This is a genomic window from Mucilaginibacter sp. R-33 (assembly GCF_049949235.1).
Classification (GTDB): Bacteria; Bacteroidota; Bacteroidia; order Sphingobacteriales; family Sphingobacteriaceae; genus Mucilaginibacter.
This window is the reverse complement of record NZ_CP188089.1, coordinates 2559647-2581208: the sequence shown is the minus strand read 5'-3', so window position 1 is coordinate 2581208 and position 21562 is coordinate 2559647. Positions and strand designations below refer to the sequence as shown.

The 21562-nt window shown below is 42.7% G+C and carries 9 protein-coding genes and 1 pseudogene; 6 read left to right on the top strand and 4 right to left on the bottom strand.

Annotated elements, in window-relative coordinates:
• Positions 1-8 precede the first annotated feature (8 nt).
• Both ACP26M_RS10800 and ACP26M_RS10795 read left to right on the top strand, forming a co-directional pair.
• A complete protein-coding gene (locus tag ACP26M_RS10800; RefSeq protein ID WP_426588721.1) occupies positions 9-1772 on the top strand; it encodes a glycoside hydrolase family 66 protein in 1764 nt (587 codons plus the stop codon).
• An 87-nt stretch (positions 1773-1859) separates the two neighbouring features.
• On the top strand, positions 1860-4538 hold the full coding sequence (locus ACP26M_RS10795) for a glycogen debranching protein (RefSeq protein ID WP_426588719.1): 2679 nt from the start codon (positions 1860-1862) through the stop codon (positions 4536-4538).
• Between the two features lie 263 nt (positions 4539-4801).
• Here the strand turns inward: ACP26M_RS10795 and ACP26M_RS10790 are convergent, their stop codons facing one another.
• Complete coding sequence (locus ACP26M_RS10790; protein ID WP_426588717.1) at positions 4802-5410, bottom strand: RNA polymerase sigma factor; 609 nt, start codon at positions 5408-5410, stop codon at positions 4802-4804.
• Positions 5411-5578: 168 nt separating this feature from the next.
• On the opposite strand from ACP26M_RS10790, the gene ACP26M_RS10785 reads away from it, so the two are divergent.
• The 4 genes from ACP26M_RS10785 (at position 5579) to ACP26M_RS10770 (ending at position 15144) form a co-directional block, all read left to right on the top strand.
• Entirely contained in the window at positions 5579-6727 is a 1149-nt protein-coding gene (locus ACP26M_RS10785) for a FecR family protein (RefSeq protein ID WP_426588715.1), read from the top strand.
• 309 nt (positions 6728-7036) lie between these two features.
• The gene (locus ACP26M_RS10780) at positions 7037-10402 is read left to right on the top strand and encodes a TonB-dependent receptor (RefSeq protein ID WP_426588713.1); all 3366 of its coding nucleotides are present in this window, start codon (positions 7037-7039) and stop codon (positions 10400-10402) included.
• Between the two features lie 10 nt (positions 10403-10412).
• Positions 10413-12281: a RagB/SusD family nutrient uptake outer membrane protein gene (locus tag ACP26M_RS10775; protein WP_426588711.1), complete on the top strand. Its 1869-nt coding sequence runs from the start codon at positions 10413-10415 to the stop codon at positions 12279-12281.
• A gap of 280 nt (positions 12282-12561) precedes the next feature.
• Positions 12562-15144 (top strand): TIM-barrel domain-containing protein, encoded by a 2583-nt coding sequence (locus ACP26M_RS10770; RefSeq protein WP_426588709.1) that lies wholly within the window; start codon positions 12562-12564, stop codon positions 15142-15144.
• A 454-nt stretch (positions 15145-15598) separates the two neighbouring features.
• On the opposite strand, the gene ACP26M_RS10765 is transcribed toward ACP26M_RS10770, so the two are convergent.
• The 3 genes and pseudogenes from ACP26M_RS10765 to ACP26M_RS10755 all read right to left on the bottom strand — a co-directional run bounded on the left by ACP26M_RS10765 (position 15599) and on the right by ACP26M_RS10755 (position 21494).
• Positions 15599-18073, bottom strand: coding sequence for a DUF5686 family protein (locus ACP26M_RS10765; RefSeq protein WP_426588707.1), 2475 nt, complete (start codon positions 18071-18073; stop codon positions 15599-15601).
• Positions 18074-18328: 255 nt separating this feature from the next.
• A pseudogene (locus ACP26M_RS10760) lies at positions 18329-18952 on the bottom strand (alpha/beta fold hydrolase); the annotation flags it as partial.
• Positions 18953-19220: 268 nt separating this feature from the next.
• Positions 19221-21494 (bottom strand): tetratricopeptide repeat-containing sensor histidine kinase, encoded by a 2274-nt coding sequence (locus ACP26M_RS10755; protein ID WP_188831775.1) that lies wholly within the window; start codon positions 21492-21494, stop codon positions 19221-19223.
• Positions 21495-21562: the final 68 nt, after the last annotated feature.

The window sequence follows — 21562 nt, the reverse complement described above, 5'->3', positions numbered from 1 at the left end:
TATTTGAAATGAAAATATACAGCGTAGGTGTAATGATGTTCGCAGCCATTAGCTGCGGCTGCACAAAGGACAAACTGGTTGATAATACCGGTTTGATAAAAACAGTAGCCACAAGCAGCCTTTCCGGCATCAGCACCGATAAAGCTTTTTATAAACCCGGAGACGAGGTTGTTTTTACTCTTGATAAGGCCTTGCCCGCGACCGCGAAAGTAAGGTATAAACAATCGGGCAGCGTTATACAATCCGGAACGGTAACGGGTACATCGTGGAAGTGGACAGCGCCCGCGCCGGATTTTACCGGTTATATGGTTGAGTTGTTTGATACAGTGAACGGCCAGGAAAAGATTTACGGAACTATTGCCGTAGATGTATCGTCGGACCCGGCGCGCTTTCCGCGAAATGGATTTTTATCCGCCTATGGTAAACTGAGCGATGGCGATATTAAAAGAGTGATGAGCTCATTAAACCGTTACCACATGAACTATGTGCAGTTTCAGGATTGGGAGTATAAACACCATGAGCCGCTGGCTGGTACTGTAGCCAAACCCGACGCAAGCTGGAAAGACATCGCTAACCGGGATAATTATTCTACAACTGTTCAGGGTTATATTACGGGCGCACACGGTTACAACATGAAAACCCTGCATTATAACCTCGCGTATGGATCATTGAACGATGCCGCTGCCGATGGTGTAAACGAGCAATGGCACTTGTTTGATGATGCAACCCATACTAAAAAAGAGGTTGCCTCACTGCCGCAGCCGCCTTTTAAAAGCGATCTTTATATTATGGATCCCTCAAATACCGGCTGGCAGCAATACTTAGCGGGTAAAACCAATGAGATGTACAAGGTATTTAATTTTGATGGTTACCAAATAGATCAGTTGGGTAACCGGGATAAAACGTTGTATAACTATGCGGGTGGAACAGTGGATCTGCCAACAGCCTTCAATTCCTTTATAAAAGCGATGAAAGTGGCATCGCCAACAAAAAGTTTGGTAATGAACGCGGTAACTCAGTATGGTCAACCGCAAATTTCTGATGCACCGGTTGATTTTCTGTATTCGGAAGTATGGGCGCCGAACGAGGGGTATAAAGATCTGGCCGACATTATTAAAAGTAACGACGCCCTCACCGGCGGTGCCAAAAAGACCGTTCTTGCCGCATATATGGATTACGACCTGGCGGGCAGCCCCGGTTATTTTAGTACCCCTGGTGTTTTATTTACCGACGCGGTGATCTTTGCACACGGCGGCTCGCACCTGGAATTAGGCGAACATATGCTGGGCAAAGAGTATTTTCCCAATAACAACCTGCAAATGCGCGACGACCTGAAAGCCGCAATGATTAGCTATTATGATTTTTTAACAGCTTACGAAAATTTGCTTCGTGATGGGGGGACATTTAACAACCCGGCCATTACCCCGGGTGATAACCAAACCAAACTCAATAACTTTCCGCCGCAAACGGGGCAGGTATCGGTTATCGGCAAAGATTTGGGCAATAAACAGATTATACATCTTATTAACTTTGCCAATGCCTCAAGTTTCGATTGGCGCGACCGCAACGGTACACAGGCCGTTCCGCATCCGGTTAGTAATGGCCGCTTTAATTTTACCGCAGCCAAAACCGTCAAAAAGATCTGGGTTGCATCGCCGGATATCGACGGAAGTGCATCGAAGGACGTTGCGTATACACAATCGGGCAATGCTGTTACCTTTACATTGCCAATGTTGAAATATTGGGATATGGTGGTGGTTGAATATCAATAACAAGATAGTTCTGTTTACTCTTTTTATTCCGCCGGGCATGGCTTATTGCCCCGGCGGAATACTGTTTTATAATCAAAATATCTTTTAATGAAAAATTCTGTTTCAGTAATTCTTAGCTTATTGCTTAGTGCCGGTTATGTGAGCGCGCAAAGTGGTAAACCAATTTATACTTCAGATGCTTATACCATTTATCCGGATAGGGTAGTACAGGGCAAGTACACAGCAATAGCGGCATCAGCAACCGATCTGCAATCCAACTATCAAAGCCCGGCCAATCTGTTTAAAAGCCCCGTGGTTGACTTTAAATTTAGCATTAACGGCAAGGATAATGAAATGCCCTCCGGCAACGATCATCATTTTATTTGCTCAGGTTCTGAAAATGCAACCCCGCTTATCAGGTTTGGGCAGCTTGATGCTGATAAAAAAAACGCCCCGGCCGGTATTTATCTAAAACCATCTTCACAATTTAAGATCCGTGTGGATATGCGCGATGTATTGAGCGCTTTTAAAACGAAGGGCTATTACACCTGTTTTAATGGCGACAAGATCTACAAAGACGATTTTAAAGGTTTGTTTGTAGCAGGAAGTACCGCCCCCCTGATTTGGGATTTTAACAATCTGATCAATCATCCCGAACTGGAACTAAAGGATCCCGATGGTGATGGCATTTACGAAACCACGCTTATTTTGAATAAACCGGGTGATGCCAATAACACAGCTTCATTATGGAAATTGAGTAAAGATATAAGCGCTTTTCCTCAATATCGTTCAGGTTATTTGTTATCCGATGCAATCTATAATCTTGCTTTAGAGGAAATGCAGAATGCTGTTGAGCCCGACAGTACGTTTAGGACAGGCAAGGAGTGGAGCGGTGTATGGACACGGGATATCAGTTACAGCATTATTCTTTCCATGGCGGTTTTGCAACCCAAAGTAGCCATGTATAGCCTCATGAAGAAGGTACAGAACGGCCGTATTATACAGGATACCGGTACGGGCGGGGCTTACCCGGTATCGTCCGACAGGATGATCTGGGCTGTTGCCGCCTGGGAGGTTTACAAGGTAACCGGCGACAGAAAGTGGCTGGAAAAGGTATACCCGATCATTAAAAAATCAGCGGCCGATGATGCTTATAACGTGTATGACAGACAAACCGGTCTTGTCAGGGGCGAATCTTCGTTTTTAGACTGGCGCGAAGAAACCTATCCAAAATGGATGCAGCCGGCCGATATTTATGAGTCTGAATGCTTAGGCACCAGTGTAGTGCATTACCAGGTTAACAAGGTCTTGGCAGCTATGGCTGGTTTAATGGGTGATCATAAAGCTGTTTCGGGCTATCTTCAACAGGCTGAGCTGATCAAAAAAGGCCTCGGCAGCTTATGGTTATCAGGTAAAGGCTACTACGGCCAATATCTTTATGGCAGGAACAACAAAATAATATCGCCACGATCGGAAGCATTAGGCGAAGCTCTGACTGTGCTATTCGATGCCGCTGATGCCGATAAACAGCAGTCTGTAATTAACAATACGCCGGTAAACGAATTTGGTATCCCGTGTATTTACCCGCAAATACCTAATATTTTACCGTATCACAATAACGCGGTATGGCCCTTTGTTGAAAGTTATTGGGCAATGGCATCGGCAAAGGCGGGTAATGAAACATCGCTTTTGCGGGCTATTGCTGCTATTTACCGCCCGGCCGCGCTTTGGCTTACCAATAAAGAAAATTTTGTTGCCAGCGATGGCGATTTCGCCGGTACCCAGATTAACAGCAGTAATATGCTGTGGAGCCTGTCGGGCAATATTGCTTTGGTATACAAAGTTCTGTTTGGTATTCATTATAGCGAAAACAGTTTGGAGTTTACGCCATTTGTGCCTAAAACTTTGGCTGGCAAACGTTCATTACATCATTTTAAATACCGTGATGCCGTATTGGATATTAAAATGAGTGGCTACGGTAACCAAATAAAAAGCATAAGCCTTGACGGAAGGAATATGAGCAGGGCCTTACTTCCGGCAGATCTGAAAGGAAGCCACCAGGTAGGCATAGTTCTCGCCAACAATACAGTCTCTGGAAAAAGCAATCTGGTGCCGGGATATACCGCGCCGGAAACACCTGTAGTTACCAATGCTAAAAAAAAGCTGTCTTGGTTAAAAACGAAAAATGCAGTGAGTTATCGGGTTATCAAGAATGGGCAACCGATTGGGCTGACCAAATCATCAACCTTTAATATAATTGCCGGGAAGTACGCCGAATACCAGGTTGTTGCGGTAGATGCCAAAGGAGTAAGCTCATTCGCAAGCGAACCTGTTTCCGTAATTCCAGCAACGGCGCAGCAAATCATTGAAGCTGAAACGATCACCGGAAAATCAGAACTTCCTTACCAGGGTTTTACAGGCTGTGGTTTTGTTGAGGTGAGTAAAACCACGATTACCAAATTGGATATACCGGTAAATATTATTAGGACTGGTACCTATATTATCGATCTGCGATATGCTAACGGCAACGGGCCTATCAATACCGAAAATAAATGCGCCATACGCACATTAACTGTGGATGATAGTTTTGCGGGTACCATTGTATTGCCCCAACGCGGGAAAGGTGAATGGAGCAATTGGGGGTACAGCAATGGCATAAAACTTAAATTAAGTAAGGGTAAGCACATTGTATCGATTTATTTTAAAAACGCCAACGAGAACATGAACATCAACATTAACCAGGCAATGTTAGATCATTTTAGGTTGATAAGGGCTGGCGACAATTGATACCTTTTGATTTTAAATTGATATGGTGCGATCACTTGCTCATTAAACAATTTGCGTTATTTGAATAGTGCTTAAGTGAGATTGAGCATTTTAGTTATATACGTTACCCAATAATGGTCTCCTGATGTCAGGCAAACGCGTTATTGGGTGACGTTTTTTAAAATTTGAAGATTATCCGCTTTTCCTGCTGTTGGTAAATATACGCTTAGTTGTTTCACTAATCCATAAGAGTACCAATGTCTTATTAAATAGATGGTTGCAATTTATAATCCCAATTTGCTATGCAAAAGCACAAGCTTGGCAACCAATATAACGGTAGGGTAATGTTTAAAATGAGGCTTAAGGTGTTTAACAGCCAGAGAGATTTGGTTTTCGACCGCCCGTTTCGAAATAGACAGGCGCTCGGCGATCTCGGCGTTGCTTAACTGATTTACCCTGCTCAACAGGAATATTTCTTTGCAGCGTGGAGGTAGTTTATCAAGCAGCTTATCCAGATTGGTGCTAAGTTGGTTAACTTCAATACTGCTTTCGGCATTGTTGTATACAACCGTTAAATCATCCAGCTTTTCATAATCTTCAACATATTTTACCGGCGATGTATTGCTTGCTTTTATAGCGTTATATACGCGGTACCGGGCGGCAGCGTTTAGGTAATTTTTAAATGTGATAATGTTGAGCACATCCCGCTTTTCCCAGATATTAATAAAAATATCGTTTACAATGGACATGCAGGTATCTGTATCATGCAAATAAGAAAATGCTTTTTTATAAACCAACTCCCAGTAACGATCATAAAGCAGAGTAAACGCCTTCTTGTCGTTACGTTTTACCGCGGCAAATAAATTTTCATCTGATTGTTTCGTGTAGTTCATTTAAAAAGATCCCGATCTGAGCTTGAACCATGCAAGGTAATAACAAAGTTTTATTGTTGAGGGATAGTTGGCGGCTCGATATCGATTGTATGATAAAATCTAAAAAAAATAAAAAAAGTATGTGAGTTATTACCGCGAAAGTTGTCTATACCGATAACCGTTATAGCTATGTTATACAAAGAGTTTGTTGAATTATACGAGCGTTGCACGTTGGGCAATTGCACGCCCCAGGAGCAAAAATTATTTGAAGAATATCGTGATAACTTCGATTTATCGGATATGCCATGGACATCAGATTTTGGCAATAAAGCAGAAATTGAGCAACGCCTGAAAACAGATTTGCAGAACAGGCTATTTAAAAACCAGGTAAAACATCTTATCCCGGTAGGCTGGTGGGCAGCTGCCGCAGCTGTGGTTTTTGTTCTTGGTGGCCTATTATTTGCCAATAAGTATTTCAATAGCAACACTAAGCCTTACCAATTAGCATCAGATAAAAATATTATTAAACCAGGTGGCAATAAAGCTACGCTAACGCTTGCCGATGGAAAGCAAATTGCCCTTGATGGTTTGCGCAAAGGAAAATTGTTTACACTTAATGATGTTACCGTCAATAATGATGTAGATAGCAGTATAACCTATCAAAAAACTGCCTCTCAAATTACCGGCAAATCGCAGCCCTACAATGTATTGTCAACGCCTCGCGGCGGTAAGTATCAAATAACACTGGCCGATGGTAGCAAGATTTGGCTTAATGCAGGTAGTACTATTAAGTTTCCGGTAGATTTTACAAGTGATGAAAGAGCCGTTGAGTTATCCGGCGAGGCATACTTTGAAGTGGCTCATGATGCTATGAGACCCTTTAAAGTAACCAGTGCCGGTCAGGTAGTACAGGTGTTGGGTACGCATTTCGATATCAATGCTTATCCTGATGAAGCTGCGGTTAAAACAACCCTGCTTCAAGGCAGCGTTAAAGTTTATCGAAAAAATCAAACAGCTATCACACAGCAAATCATTATAAAACCAAACGAGCAGGCCGTTTTTAAAAGCGATAAGCTATCAAAAACAACGGTAGATGCCGACGAATTTGTGGCCTGGAAAAATGGCGTGATCTTGTTTAAGAATGCCGATATCCACGATGTGATGAGCAAAATTGCTAGGTGGTACAATGTTGAGATAGAATACCAGGGGCAAATAGGCAACGATACCTACAACGGAGAAATTCCGAGAAACGCGGCTTTTTCTGAAGTGATCAAAATACTCAAACTAGATGATATCAATGTGAAATCAAGCGGACGAAAACTTATAGTTTCTCAATAGCGGCCCTACATCATCCTATAAAAATTATAAAACCAATAACCAGTTATTAACCTAAAAACCAATTTACGATGAAGAAAAAAGATACTTAAAAAAGCTCCCATCAAAATCTCATTCAAAAAAAATGCCGGAAGTGCTTCCAACACCACCGGCAGGTTCCGCTTGCGCGGTAGTTTCTGGATCAGAGATTATAAGAAACCGTCGAAGTTTACTTTTTAACCAAACCAAAAACCTAACGAAACTATGAAAATTAATCTACGTAGTTCGAAAAACTGCGAATTTCTGTTTTTAAGTAGAAGAATATTTTTAGTGATGAAGCTAATTATTTTGTTAACGATTGCTTTTACTTTCCAGGTTAAAGCAGATGTTTTCGCCCAGAAGATCACCTTGTCTGAAAACGGGGTATCGCTCGAAAAAGTATTAAAGGATATCAATAAGCAAAGCGGCTATACTTTCTTTTATAAGAATAAGCTGCTGCAAAACTCTCCCTCGGTATCTATTAACGTTAAAGATGCCGATATTAAAGATGTGCTTGATGTATTATTGAAAGGCCAGGCGCTGTCATACAGCTTTGCCGAAAAAACCATCGTTATTAAAGGCAACGGAGAATCCAATGATTCGGATGCCGGTAAAAAGGTGGCTGCAGCAAACATTGATGTTAAAGGTACCGTAGTGGATGAAGCAGGCAGGCCATTGCCCGGTGCATCGGTAAAAATTAAGGGCACAGCGCAGGGAATGACCACGAACGAAAAAGGTGAGTTTGCCTTTAAAAATATCTCCGATAACAGTACGCTGGTTATATCATTTATTGGCTACACAACCAAAGAAGTTCAGGCCGCGAAAGATTTGGGCGTTATCGGCCTTGTACCCGGCACCGGCCTGCAGGAAATTGTGGTAGTAGGTTACGGAACGCAGCGCAAAGAACGTGTTACCGGTTCGATAGTATCAGTAGGTACTAAAGAACTGCAGCAAAGCCCGGTTGCTAATTTAAGCAATGCGCTGGCCGGCCGCTTACCTGGTTTATTAACGGTTCAAAACAGTGGTGAACCGGGGGCTGATGGTTCATACTTGAATATCAGGGGCTTTGGTACTACCAATAATTCGGCCCCGTTGGTATTGGTGGATGGGATTCAGAGGGATTTTAGCGGCCTGGATGCTAATGAGGTTGAGAGCGTGAGTATCCTGAAAGATGCTGCCTCGACCGCTATTTATGGTATTCAGGGTGCCAATGGCGTTGTGCTGGTTACTACCAAACGTGGTAAAATAGGCACATCACGTATCTCGGCAACTGCGCAAAATGGCTGGCAGTCGCCAACCTCGTTGCCTCAATATGTAGATTCATATACTGGCCGAAAGCTTTACAAGGAAGGTTTGATAAACGATGGACTTTTTGCGGATACCAGTGCTTATACTGATGTTTTGCTGAATAAATACCGCGACCGCACATACCCGGCATACCAGTATTTGTACCCCAATGTTAACTGGACAAAAACAATGCTGAAGCCATTTTCATACCTGTCGCAAGGTAATTTGAACGTTGTTGGCGGTACGGAAAAAACAAGATATTTTATCTCCTTATCATATTTACAACAAAATGGTTTATATAACTACGAAGATGCTGTAAGCCAATACGATATCCAGGCCATCACCCATAAATACAACTTCCGCTCAAATATCGACTTAAACCTTACCAAAAACCTGTCGATGGAGCTGAACTTAGGTGCTATTGTGTATGATAGGAATTATCCCGGCGCAAACGCCTCTCAGATCTTTAACGACATCAAACAAACACCGGCCTGGTATTACCCAATCACCAATCCGGATGGTTCGCCGGGTGCCGCGCCTAATACCAATCAATCTCCGTATGTTGATCTCACACAATCTGGTTACCAGCGAAACTTTGAAACCTCATTGCAATCAACAGCAGGTTTTAAGTGGGATTTGGGCTGGTTAACCAAGGGGTTAAGTACCCGGGTTAGGTTATCATTTGATAATAATAACTTCCGGAATGTAAACAGATCATTATCCAATATCACCTATCAATATTTATTAAATCAGGGTGTTGCTGATACCGAAACGGATTTGGCGGCCAATGGTCATTATGTAATTGTAAATAATGGCAATGGCACACTTGGCTACGGCGTAAATGCCAACGGTTCGCGGCGTACCGTACTGGAATCTTATGTCAATTACGACCGCGATTTTGGTAAGCACTCCGTAAAAGCTATGGCCATCTACAACCAATCGAGCTTTTTTGATGCTGTACCCGATGGCATTCAAAATGCCAGGGCCGGTTTGCCATACAAATACCAGGGCGTGTTGGGTCGTGCCGCTTATGCTTATGATGATCGTTACCTTGCCGAGTTTAACTTTGGCTATAACGGATCAGAAAACTTTGCGCAAGGGCACCGGTTCGGATTTTTCCCGGCTGTTTCGGCTGGCTGGATAGCCTCGAACGAGCACTTTATTAAAGATAATCCATCACTTAGTTTTATCGATCAACTTAAGTTAAGAGGATCGTACGGTATTGTTGGTAACGATAAGATAGGATCGAGCAGATTTCTTTATCTAAGCACCTGGGTACAAGGCGACGGGTACAAATTTGGTTTTAATAACGATGGTAATAGCTATGGAGGCTACCTGGAAGGCCAGGCGGGCAACACCATGCTAACCTGGGAACGATCAAAAAAACTGAACATAGGCCTTGATCTGAGCTTATGGAAAGGGATGTTCTCGCTTTCGGCCGATGTGTTTAAGGAACGTCGTAATAATATCCTCGCAACTTCGCAACTGATACCTGCCTTTATAGGTTTGCCACAAATACCGGCCGTTAACGCAGGTATAACCGACAACAGGGGATATGAAATTTCGCTTACGCACAGGCGTGAGTTTGGTAAAAAACAAGGATACAGTATTACTATAAATTATGCTTATGCCACCAACAAGATCCTGTTTTACGCGCAACCGGATTATCCAGGCCGTGAATGGCAGGCTTTAAAAGGCACAAGCATTAACGAGATTTATGGTTACACCGCTCTCGGTCTGTTTAAAAGCCAGCAGGACATTAACAGCAGCCCCTCGCAGGCCAGCCTTGGTGTTACCAAGCCTGGCGATATCAAGTACAAGGATTTGAACGGCGACAACGTGATTAATAGCCTTGATGCAGGTTTTCTTCCCGGAAAAGTAGCCAATCCCAAATCGCAATTTGGTGTTGCACTTGGTTACCATTATGCCAATTTTGATTTGAGTGTGTTGTTTCAGGGTGGTTTGGGTGGTTCTACATTACTGTCGGGGTCGGGCGTTTATTCTTTCTCGAGGTTTGCCAGTTCGTTGGTTCAGGTTGTTGATAATCATTGGGTTGCTTCAAATCCAGATGCTAATTATATGTTCCCACGCATTTCATCGGCCGATAATGTGAACAACCAGCAGGCATCAACCTTTTGGATCTATTCTTCAAATTACATCCGCCTAAAAACAGTTGAACTGGGTTACACCTTACCTACAACCTGGATGAAACGGATAGGGATTGAGAACGCGCGTATTTTTGTGAATGGTATTAATCTGCTCACCTGGAGCAAGCTTAAAGATTTTAATTTCGACCCCGAAATTGGTAACAACGGTACCGGAACCTATCCGCAGCAAAAGGTGATCAACGCCGGTTTAAGATTTACATTTTAAAAGATTTAACATGAAAAGCAATAAACTTATATACTTATTTTTAATTGCCTGCATTACTGTGGTTTCCTGTAAAAAATACCTCAACGTAGTGCCTACCGAACTAGTTACGCAAGATGCGGTGTTTAATAATATCCAAAATGCCGAAAGCGCCTGGGCGCATTTGTACGCATCATTAAATAACAACGATGTACAATATGTGCGTGGCGGTGGTCCGGCTTTAGGTGCCTGTACAGATGAGTGTAAAAATCACTGGGAAAACGTGCCCGAATTGGCATTTAACTCGGGCGCGTGGAATGCTACCAATAACTCACTTGATATTTGGGGCAGGGCGTATCAATACATCCGCTCATCAAATATCTTTTTGGCAAGTATTGATAAAACACCTATCCCGGCTTCAAGAAGTGATTATTATGCGCCACGCATTCCGCTTTACAAAGCCGAGGCAAGGTTTCTGCGTGCAAATCAATATTTCGAATTATTCAGGAGATATGGCGCTGTGCCTTTAATTAATACCGTTTTAGTCACTACTGATCCATCGGCCACAACCACAACCCGAAATACTGTTGATGATGTGGTGAAGTTCATCACATCCGAGTGTGATGCCATTGCCGCCATTTTACCGGTATCATACACTAGTGGCTCGAGCGATTATGGACGTATTACCAAGGGCGCTGCTTTAGCTTTAAAAGCGCGTACTTTAGTTTATGCGGCCAGCCCTTTATTTAACGGTAATACCATGTATGCAGGAGTTAAGAATGCCGATGGCACACAGCTATTTCCGCAAACGTATGATAATAATAAATGGTTGCAGGCGGCAAATGCTGCCAAAGCGGTGTTGGATCTGAATGCTTATTCGCTATCAAACCCAAATCCGTCAAACCCGGTTGATAACTATGCACAGTTGTTTTTTACACGGAATTATGATGAAACTATCCTTCCTTTGATTGTGCCGGGCAATCGTGATTTTGAAGGCAATTACATGCCTAACGGTCGGGATGGCAACGCGGTAAATGGCAACGGGAAGATGAGCGTTTTTCAGGAGCTGGTTGATGCTTACGAGATGAATAACGGCAGGCCTATAACAGATGCTCAATCGGGCTATCAAACCACTGGTTTTTGGAATGGCCAGCTTTGGGATGGCGTGCGCAATACTTCGGTATCTAATATCTCTAACATGTATAAAAACAGGGATCCTCGTTTTTATGCTACCATATTTTTTCAATATGGTGTATGGAATTACACCAACAATGCCCGGCCCCTAAAATTTGCCTGGTTTGGAAACAATGGCGGCGGATGTGATGGCTGGCCAAAACCGGGCACCAACTGCGAAACCGGTTACAACTGGCGAAAATGGGCCGATCCTAACGTTAACCTGAAAGGCGGCGGCAGCGCTAACCGCAATTTCCCAATAATTCGCCTGGCCGAAATTTATTTGATCTATGCTGAAGCTATGAACGAATATTTGGGGGCGCCCAATAGCGATGTTTACAATGCCATAAATGCCGTAAGGAGGCGGGTATCTATGCCGAGCCTGCCTATCATCGCATCTGATAATACTAAAGAAGGAATGCGCAAAAGGATCCAAAATGAAAAACGTATAGAATTTGCGTTCGAAAATCAGCGTTTTTGGGATGTACGCCGCTGGTTAATAGCCAAAAGTGTAGATAATGGCGATATGCACGGCATGAACGCCAGACCAACTCCGGCAGAGCTTAACTCGACCGGATTGGACCCCAATAGCGAAGCTGCGGGCGTAGCCGTGTTTTACAAAACCGTGGTAGATCAAACCCGTGTTTTTGCCGACAGGCATTACCTGATGCCAATACCGCAAACCGAAATCAATATTGATCCGGCGCTAGTACAAAATTTTGGATGGTAACCTAAACCCTGATACCGGTGCCTTGGCTTTTATCAATGTCTTTAATGAGATTCGGATAAAGTGCCAGACCCGGAAATTTGATAAAGCGGTTGTTCCGGATAGGGCAACCGCTTTAAACCGACAGCTAATAATGAGCAAAGGCATTTAGTTTATGTGCTGATTTTATAATTACCCTCATTTTCTTTTAATATCAGATAGCACCAGGATTTTTTAACCCTGCTGGGTGTACTGTGTCCGCACACTTAGGTTTTCCCTTAATCAAAATTTTAATATTCATTACATGATCGTCACCTACAAACTAAAATTAAACACAATATGCAGCGCGATAGCTTTTGCCTTTGTACTGCTCACAACCAAAACTTATGCACAGAGCGGTAATCAGTTAACGCCCGATACCAGGGCCGTTGTGCAATTGGGCAATGCCCGCTTTACAGTGCTTACCGATCAAATGATCAGGTTGCAATGGGGCGAATTGGGCGGCTACGATAACAGGGCATCGTTAGTTGTTGTTAACCGCAAATTACCTGTTCCCGCTTTTACTACACACAATCAGGACAATTGGTTTTACTTGAAAACCAACAAGATCGAACTCGCTTATAAAATGAACTCGGGTGCGTTTGATAGTACCAATCTTAAAATTCGCTATTTAAATACGGATACCATTGCCTGGAAACCTGGGCAAAAACAGAAATTTAATTTAAAAGGAACCTTCCGAACCCTTGATGGGCAGGATGGTGAAATGAACCTGTACAGCAATCAAAAACTGCAACTGGAAGATGGCATACTTTCAAGGGATGGCTGGTTTCTTCTTGACGATTCGCAGTCTTTAAGACTAGATAATTCTGATTGGCCATGGGTAACCACTCCCGGCGCGCCAAAATTAGATTGGTATTTTCTGGGCTATGGCAATGATTACAAATCGGCCCTGTTGGATTTTAGCAAAATAGCAGGCCGGGTACCTATGCTGCCGCGCTACGTGTTTGGCTACTGGTGGTCAAGATATTGGAGTTATTCGGATAATGAACTGCGGGAATTGGTTCAAAGCCTTAAACGTTTTGATGTGCCTACAGATGTTTTGGTAATAGATATGGACTGGCATACCAAAGGGTGGACGGGCTACACCTGGAATAAAAACCTTTTTCCAAATCCTGATGGTTTTTTGAAGTGGACAAAAGAAAATCACCTGAAAACAACTTTAAATCTTCATCCGGCAGATGGTATCCAACCAACCGAAGAACGTTATAAAGATTTTACCTCATACATGAAAGCTGATACTTCAAAAAAACAATCTGTTCCGTTTGAAGCATCAAACAAGGCTTTTATGCGCGGCTTATTTGATATTGTTTTAAGGCCGATTGAAAAAGCGGGAGTTAACTTTTGGTGGCTGGACTGGCAACAATGGCCAAACGATAATAAAATACCGCAACTAAGTAACACATGGTGGCTTAATTACACCTTTTTTACCGACAAGGCCAGACATGGCGAAACGAGACCATTACTATATCACCGTTGGGGCGGCCTTGGTAATCACCGCTACCAGATCGGGTTTTCGGGAGATACTTTCATGTCGTGGGAATCATTAGCCTACGAGCCTTATTTTACCAGCACCGCATCTAATGTTTTGTACAGCTACTGGAGCCATGATATCGGCGGGCATATTCTAAAAGGCAATGAGAAAGGCGTGGAGCCTGAGCTTTATACACGCTGGTTACAATACGGTGGCTTTAGCCCGATAATGCGCACGCACTCAACCAAAAACGCAGCTATAAAAAAGGAGATCTGGAATTTTGCTCCCGAATATGCCACGGCTCAGCACGATGCTATCAGGCTGCGCTACGCGCTTGTACCCTACATCTACACCATGTCGAGAAAAACTTTCGAAACAGGTATCGGGCTTTGCCGGCCAATGTATTATGATTATGAGAAGCAGCCGGAAGCCTACAGCTATAAAGAAGAATACATGTTTGGCGACAATATGCTGATCAGGCCGGTTACAACACCATCTAGAGACGGTTTCGCTACTGTTAAGGTTTGGTTGCCCAAGGGAAATGATTGGTACGAGTGGCACACCGGTACGTTGCTAAAGGGAGGCCAGGAGCTTGAACGCTCTTTCTCCATTAACGAGTATCCGGTGTATATAAAAGCAGGTTCGATTATACCAATGTACAATGATCAGATACAAAACCTGGATAAGAACCCAAATGGTATTACGCTTGGCATATTTCCGGGTGATGGCGGTAAATTTCAAATTTACGAGGATAGCGGAAACGATAAAAATTATGAAGGTCAATTCGCCAAAACGAACATAAAATCACAAATTAACGGCAACGAGCAGATCGTGAATATTGCTCCTGCTGTTGGAAGTTATCAAGGTATGGCCAAACGGAAAAAGTTTACATTAAAGCTATTTGGCACCCAACCGCCGACAAAGATATTGGTAGACGGTAAGCCTCTGCAATTTAACCCCGATAGCCACGATGGCAGCTGGAATTATGATGGGAGTAACCTTTGTTTAAATGTTTTTCTTCCGGATCAAAATAGCAGGGTTGCCAGGCAAATACGCATAGCCTATAACAAGATTCCCGGATCCTTGGCTGCGGCTGGACTCGTAGAGAAATTTAAACGCCTAACCATGATAACAGCAGTATTGAAAAGTACCGATAACGGCAACGAAGGAATGTACATACCGAAAAATCTGGGTATAGCGGAGGAAACTAATCGTTTACTGAGCTATTATCCAATAAATTTTGAGAAGTATTTAAAACAGTTTGAGACATCTTATAAACTTATACCAGACGAAATCAGATCGCTTAAGCAGATAGGAGAGCTGGAAAGGAGTAAGTTTATAAAGCTACTCCCTTAATTGTAAATAATCAACCCGCAAATATTAGCTGTTTTAACCGGCAGTTTAGATTGTTAGGATTTAAAATGTGGTTCAAGCAAAAACTGCTAAGATATTTTAAATCGGCCTCAATCATTAAATAAAGCAGATAATCGCCTCTGGTCATCGATAAATTGGTTCCTGTGGACGACGGGTTTGAGTACCGAGCCGGGATGAAAGCTTTTCGCAGTTTTTATCCCGGCTTTTTTTTTCCTAACTTATTGTTAGTGTGGTGAATTAAAAATGCCGCCGAGCTAATTTGACTGGTTATTACAGCTTTTTCTAAATTCTTCCATTTTTTTGGAAAAACCGAACCAAGTTTAAATAGCATATTTAGCCGCAACAATGCTCCGTCTATAATTTCGGCGTTATCAGCTGTTCGGTGTTATTTTCCTTCAAAGTTTTTAACCCCGCTTCAATTTAAGTTTCATTGGTTTTAAAATTCAGGCTGGAAACTGAATTTGATGCTGAAGACGCGTGCGCCGGGTTGGTCAAGATAATTGCAACGGCGAATAAGGTCGATCCGCAAAAATTTGAAAATATTGGCTATCCCGGCCCCGACTTCAACATACGGTGCGCTGCCAAGGGTGTAAGTGCCGTTGGAGCTTTTGGTTGCAGCAGGTAAGCGATAAAGGCCTGTGCTTTGCGCCGGATCATTTTCGGCACGCAAGCCACCGTACAATATTTTGGCAGAGATGAATTCCCGCCATTTTAGATGCTTGATTAGTGGGACTTTGTTTAGCAGGAAGCCGTTAAAGGTGTGCGTAAGGTTAAGACCAACGTAATGATCGCTTACAAATTCAAGATAGTTCATGGCATTATAAGCATCTCGCTTGTAAGCGAGCGATTGATTGGCAGGGCTGATATTGAGCAAGGGAAAAGGCACTTTGCCCAGCACATAGCCGCCGAGCAGGGTAACATCGGTAAAGCCGGCCTGAGAGAGATAAAAGCGCTTATAAATGTTAATTCCAAAGTCGGTATATGCATACTTGCCACCAAGGCTACGGTTAATAAGAAGGTCATAAATAGGATAAGGGTTATGGATACTATGCCGCGTGCGGCTGCCCTGAATAAGCTCTTCATGCGGCGCATAGCGCAAGTGAAGATTTAACTCGCTGGTAGTTAAATTGTTCACCAAACTGCCATCATCATTTTTTTGATAAACCAGTGCTGCAGCCGGTGTTTGCTGCCAGTTTTTATAACCCAGAATGTACGAGAAATGATTTTCGAAATCACGAAAATATTGTAGCTCAAATATTCTACTATATAGCCAATAGTTGGTTTTCCCGGTTTGAAAAGATGAGAATGCTGTAGCACGGTTGGTTACCGAAAAAGTATGACCAGGTACATCTACATCATATAAATAGCTTACCTTAAAATAATTATTAGGAAAACGGTAGGGCGCTGTTTTATTTAATGAAAGATAAGCAATCGCATTCCCTTTTACCCGATGGTCTTTAGTGCCATAAGCACCGTATCCCTCAAAATAAAAGGTGCTATCCAACAATGGAGTAGTTCGTCCGCCCAATTCCAAATGCAGGCCTTCCTGGCTATTAAAAGATAAAAAATGTGCAATTGGTCCGATTTGGACTGGGCCGGTATCGGCATAGCCCGCTGTAAGTGTAGACAGCCACCACATTGTTCTTTTGTAAGACGGCATCTGTTCCAGTTTGTACAACTTTTCGTAAACCTGCGCCTGGCCTTTGCTAAGCGTATCAAAACCAGCTTTGCCCGTAGCCACCTGTAAAGTCTCACCCTGGTAAAATGCAGCAGTCTGCGGCGCACCGATTTTGTAGTTACGATATATCACCTTACGCTCACCAAATACACCCCAGCCTTTTTTAGTCAGCCCAAAATCTGCCTTAACCCTACTGCTGGCCAGTTCATACCGACCGCCAGTTTGCCGGGCAAAATCTAACAGTACGTCAAAGCTTCTTACGAAATTTACATTGATCTTTCCATTTAGCCTTAATTCACAAGCGGTTACTGAAAAACGCCCGTCCAACGTCACAACCAACTTGCCCTCAAATAATAGATCTCCTTTTGTACGCGGCGTAAAAGCGAGCTCCACCTGTTTACCCATAGCTGTGCTAATGGTATCTGTAATAAAAAACTTATAATAATTTGGCGCATGATCCGCTATCGGGCTCAAAAACTGGTTAGCTATAATAAATAGGTTATTCTCATAAATATCCACCTGATGACCGTACAGTTGATTTACATAAAGTTTAACCCCCGCGGTGTCAATAAACTGCAATATATTAACGCCTTTATGGGCTCTCTGTATCTGTATTTTCTTCTCCGGTTCCTTTCGAAAATAAATGTCCGAGAGCTTTTCTTCCAGCAACACTGGCAAAAAAGTTTGCCCCTGCACCGTATCCAACATAAACTTATATTGGCTAAAAAATTTACTTTCAACCACTTTCTGCGGTAAATTAAAAAAAGATAGCCCCATTCGTTCATACTGTTCATATTGCAAATAAGCTGCAGCCTCTGCCCGGTTCTCCTGCTTATGATCGATCACTTGCTGAATGAGCGCGACTGCCAGATTTCCTTTGTTGCGATAACGCTGCCCTCTCACCGAGGTTATCGTTACATTTGCCAGCTCATTAGCATCCCGTTCAAGCAATACTTGTAATTTATTCGCTTGCCCGGGTACAATTACTTTGACGGTGGGTAAATAACCAACATGTGAAAATGCTACCTGTGTAAACGTTACTGCTCCGGCCAGCCGAAACCGTCCCAGCGAATCTGCCTGGGTGCCAATATTACTACCTGCAAAAGTCACTGAAACTGATGCGAGGGGCTCACCACTGGAGGCATCTACCACTTGCCCTGTTACTAACGTCTGCGCTGCGGCCCATAAGCCTGATATTGAAAAGCATATCAAAAAACAAAGACGCAAACGCATGATTAATTAACCATTTCTGTGAAAATATGTTTTTGTCTTAAAAAGCATTCAGATAGTCTTCACTTTCTTTTTCGACCTAACAACTCCTAAAAATAAATACAATCATGAACCTGTTTGGCATTTGGGCTATAGCTCGGTTGAATGGCTGTATTTTCAGACCGAAGAAGAAAATTGTCTTTGAGAGTTTCCTCGTTTGTTGACTGATTTGCCGTATCGCATCATTCAAATATTATGGGTCAGGACTACGTAAATGACCTATTTATCTATACTCAGTAAAATTTCAGTCAATTCATCGGGGCGATGCTCCATAACATTATGTTCACAATCAATCACCTCCACTCGCCATTCCGGAGAATTTTTATGTAATTCATATAGTTGCCGGAAAGGAGTATTTTCCCAGCCGCTGAGATAGATAAAAGTAAGATTTCGAATTTGCTTGTAGTTACCAATTAATCGTAGACTTTGCATAAAGGTAGCCAAAGGGTGTGGGCGCCTTCTACTATCAGAACCTGGTCTGCTAACTACATTAAATCCATCCGCCGCGGCGCCAGCTGCAAAAAGCTCGCGATATTGATCGCTAGTTAGCTTCCAACATGAATCCCCGTCTTTTGGAATATAGGCATCTATGTGTACAAGCCCGAAAATATTTTCAGGAATAATATCAGCTACACCTGTAATAACCATTCCAGCATAGCTATGCCCGCATAATATCACATTGGTCAATTTCTTTTCAACAATAAAATCAATGACAAATTGAATATGAGTTGTCAAATTGATGATCTTGTGTTGGCTAACGGTTTTTTGCTCGAGTCCGGGTAATGTTAAAGAAAAACAATCTTTTTCATACGATTTCATTCGCGTTGTTATTGGATCAAATACCCACGCACCATGTCACCCACCTGGTATAAATAAATAAGTTTTTTTAGTTTTTTCAATCATTGGTCGAAAAGTGTTAGTGAATATTGTGCTTTACTTCAAGTTTTTAGAAGACGAAAGCTAACGGTAATAAAACGACTGCGCTGTGAAAAAACAACGATCAACCCGAAAAGCTTTTGATTAAAAGAAGTTTATTTTTCATTGTGATATGTTAAATATTTATGAACAATCTAAGATTTTGCCGGGTCGAAGGGTTTTCAATTAACGTGCACTATAAATAGTCCTTTTCTACAAAAGCTTCTTCCCGGTTTTGTTCAATAGGAAAGGTTATCATTACGGTAACGCCATGGCCATTTTCAATTACAAATTTCCCTTTTAACTGTCTGCCAAGCGCTTTCATCATTTCCATCCCAAGGGAATTAGCTTCACTAAAGTCAAAGTCGGGAGGGAGGCCGCGACCGGTATCAGATACCTTTAAAATTGCGTTTTCATCGTCTGATGTTGACAGGCTCACCTTGATCTCGCCGCCCCTATGATCAAAAGCATATTTTATAGCGTTGGTGATAGCTTCGTTTAATATTAAACCGATGGGTACCGCCAGGGCCGGATCAAGGTTAAGAGGATTTAATACCTGGTTTATTTTGATCTGCCTGTAACCTGTATCGAATGAATCGCTCAGGTAATCGATCAATTCGCCGATATAAGCGGGCATAGATACAAGGGCGGTGGTTGTACTGCTGTAGAGTTTCTGGTGTAAAAGTGCGATAGCATTTACCCGGTGCTGGCTGCCGCGAATTGCTTCAAGCGCGATATCGTTTTGTAAATAAGCCGATTGTGTGTTCAGAATGCTCATTACAATTTGCAGGTTGTTTTTTACACGGTGATGTACTTCTTTCAACAACCATTCCTTTTGTAGCAGCAGATCTTCCAGCAAAACGTTTTTGGAAGTGATCACCTCGTTGCTTTTTTGCTTATGTACGTTTTGCCTGAATAATAAAGCCGCTATGACCAGCAATAAAAATATGGCGCCGATAGTAAGGTTTTTAACCAGGTTGGCCTGCTGTAAATTAGCCTGCTCAAGCTTGCTCTTTTGGTTTAAAAGTGTAATTTGTGCTTCTTTTTGCCGGGTTTCATACTCAATTTGCAACTGCTCAATCTGTTTGCTTTTGGTGGTATTAAATATCGAGTCTTTGATGGTATTGGCTGATATAAGATGATGAATAGCCGACTGATACTGTCTCCGGCTGGTATCCAGGCCAAACCAAAGAGTTTCATTGGTGCCAAGGTCATTGTCATTACCAATCTTCCTCAATAGGTCCTGGTTCATTTTGAGGTATTTTAACGCTTCGGCAAACCTTGCGGTTGCGGTGTAAAACTTAATGATCAGTTCATAATAGCTGGTCCGCGCATATAAATTGAGGTTGGGATTGTTGGTTTGTTGTATCAGTTTGTCGCAGTAAAGTTTAGCCGTATCATACTGTTTTAATGCCAGGTAAATTTTAAGATAGGTTTGACTTACCTCATCGCCTCCTTCATATAACTTACCGGAGGGATGCGCAAATTTTTGAGTCACCTGTGTTAAAAAGGCTTTGGCTTTTTGGGGCTGATGCATCCGGAGGTAAACATCAACTATATTGCCTGCCAGCAGGTATATGGTTGCATTATCTTTCTCTGATTTAGCAATTTCCAAAGCACGTGAAAAATAATTGATGGCCTTTTGATTGTCGCCAAGCTTTACAAAATCATAGCCCAGGTTATTGTTGATCTGGCATATTAACCTCACATTATCCGCGTGGCTTGCGGTGGCAATTTTCAGGGCCCTTAGTTCATAGCTGATAGCTGTTTTATAGTCGCCCTGGGTATAATACAGCCTTCCTAATAACGCGTAAAGCCCCTGGGTTTCGGTGTAGTGAGCCTGGTCATAATAGGCTAATGCCTTTTTAGTTTCGGCAAAAGCAAGGGTATAATCATTCATCATCTGGTGCAGGTCGGCTAATAACCGGTAACACCTGGCAAGTTCAACCAGTTGGTTTGTACGTTCAAAAGCACCGACGGCCAGATTTAAATAGCGAATTCGGGAAACCATGGTTTGCTGCAAAAAATCCTGACTGTAATATTCAGATAACTCAAAATAAGCTTTACCGAGCAGCGCCCAGTTATGTGCCTGCTTAATTTGCTGTGTGGTTTGTTCAAGCAATGCGCGGCCGTTTTTGGATTGGCCTTTCGACTTGTAAAAAGCCGAACGGATCAATGCAATGCGAAAGTTGGTTTCAGACTGCGGAGAGCGGTAATTAAGCTGTTCGGCCTGGTTAATAAAGTGAGAAGCACTATCCAATTGTGCAGTGGAAGGGTGGCGCAGATGGGTGAAAAACTCCGCCAGTTGCAGCGCAACATGGATGCGGTTGGCGGCAGAACCCAGGAAGCTTTTTTGCGAAAGCAAAGAATCAACATGGCGCCTGGTAATTTCCTGCGCGTTTGCCGAAATGGCCAAAAGAAAGCACAGGATAATCAGTTTGCATTTTCGTATCGTGTCAGCTCGTTTCATCTTTGGTTGGGAGCCTGTCTGCATCAATCTTTTTTTTAAATTTAGGTATATTCAAGTACATCTGCTAA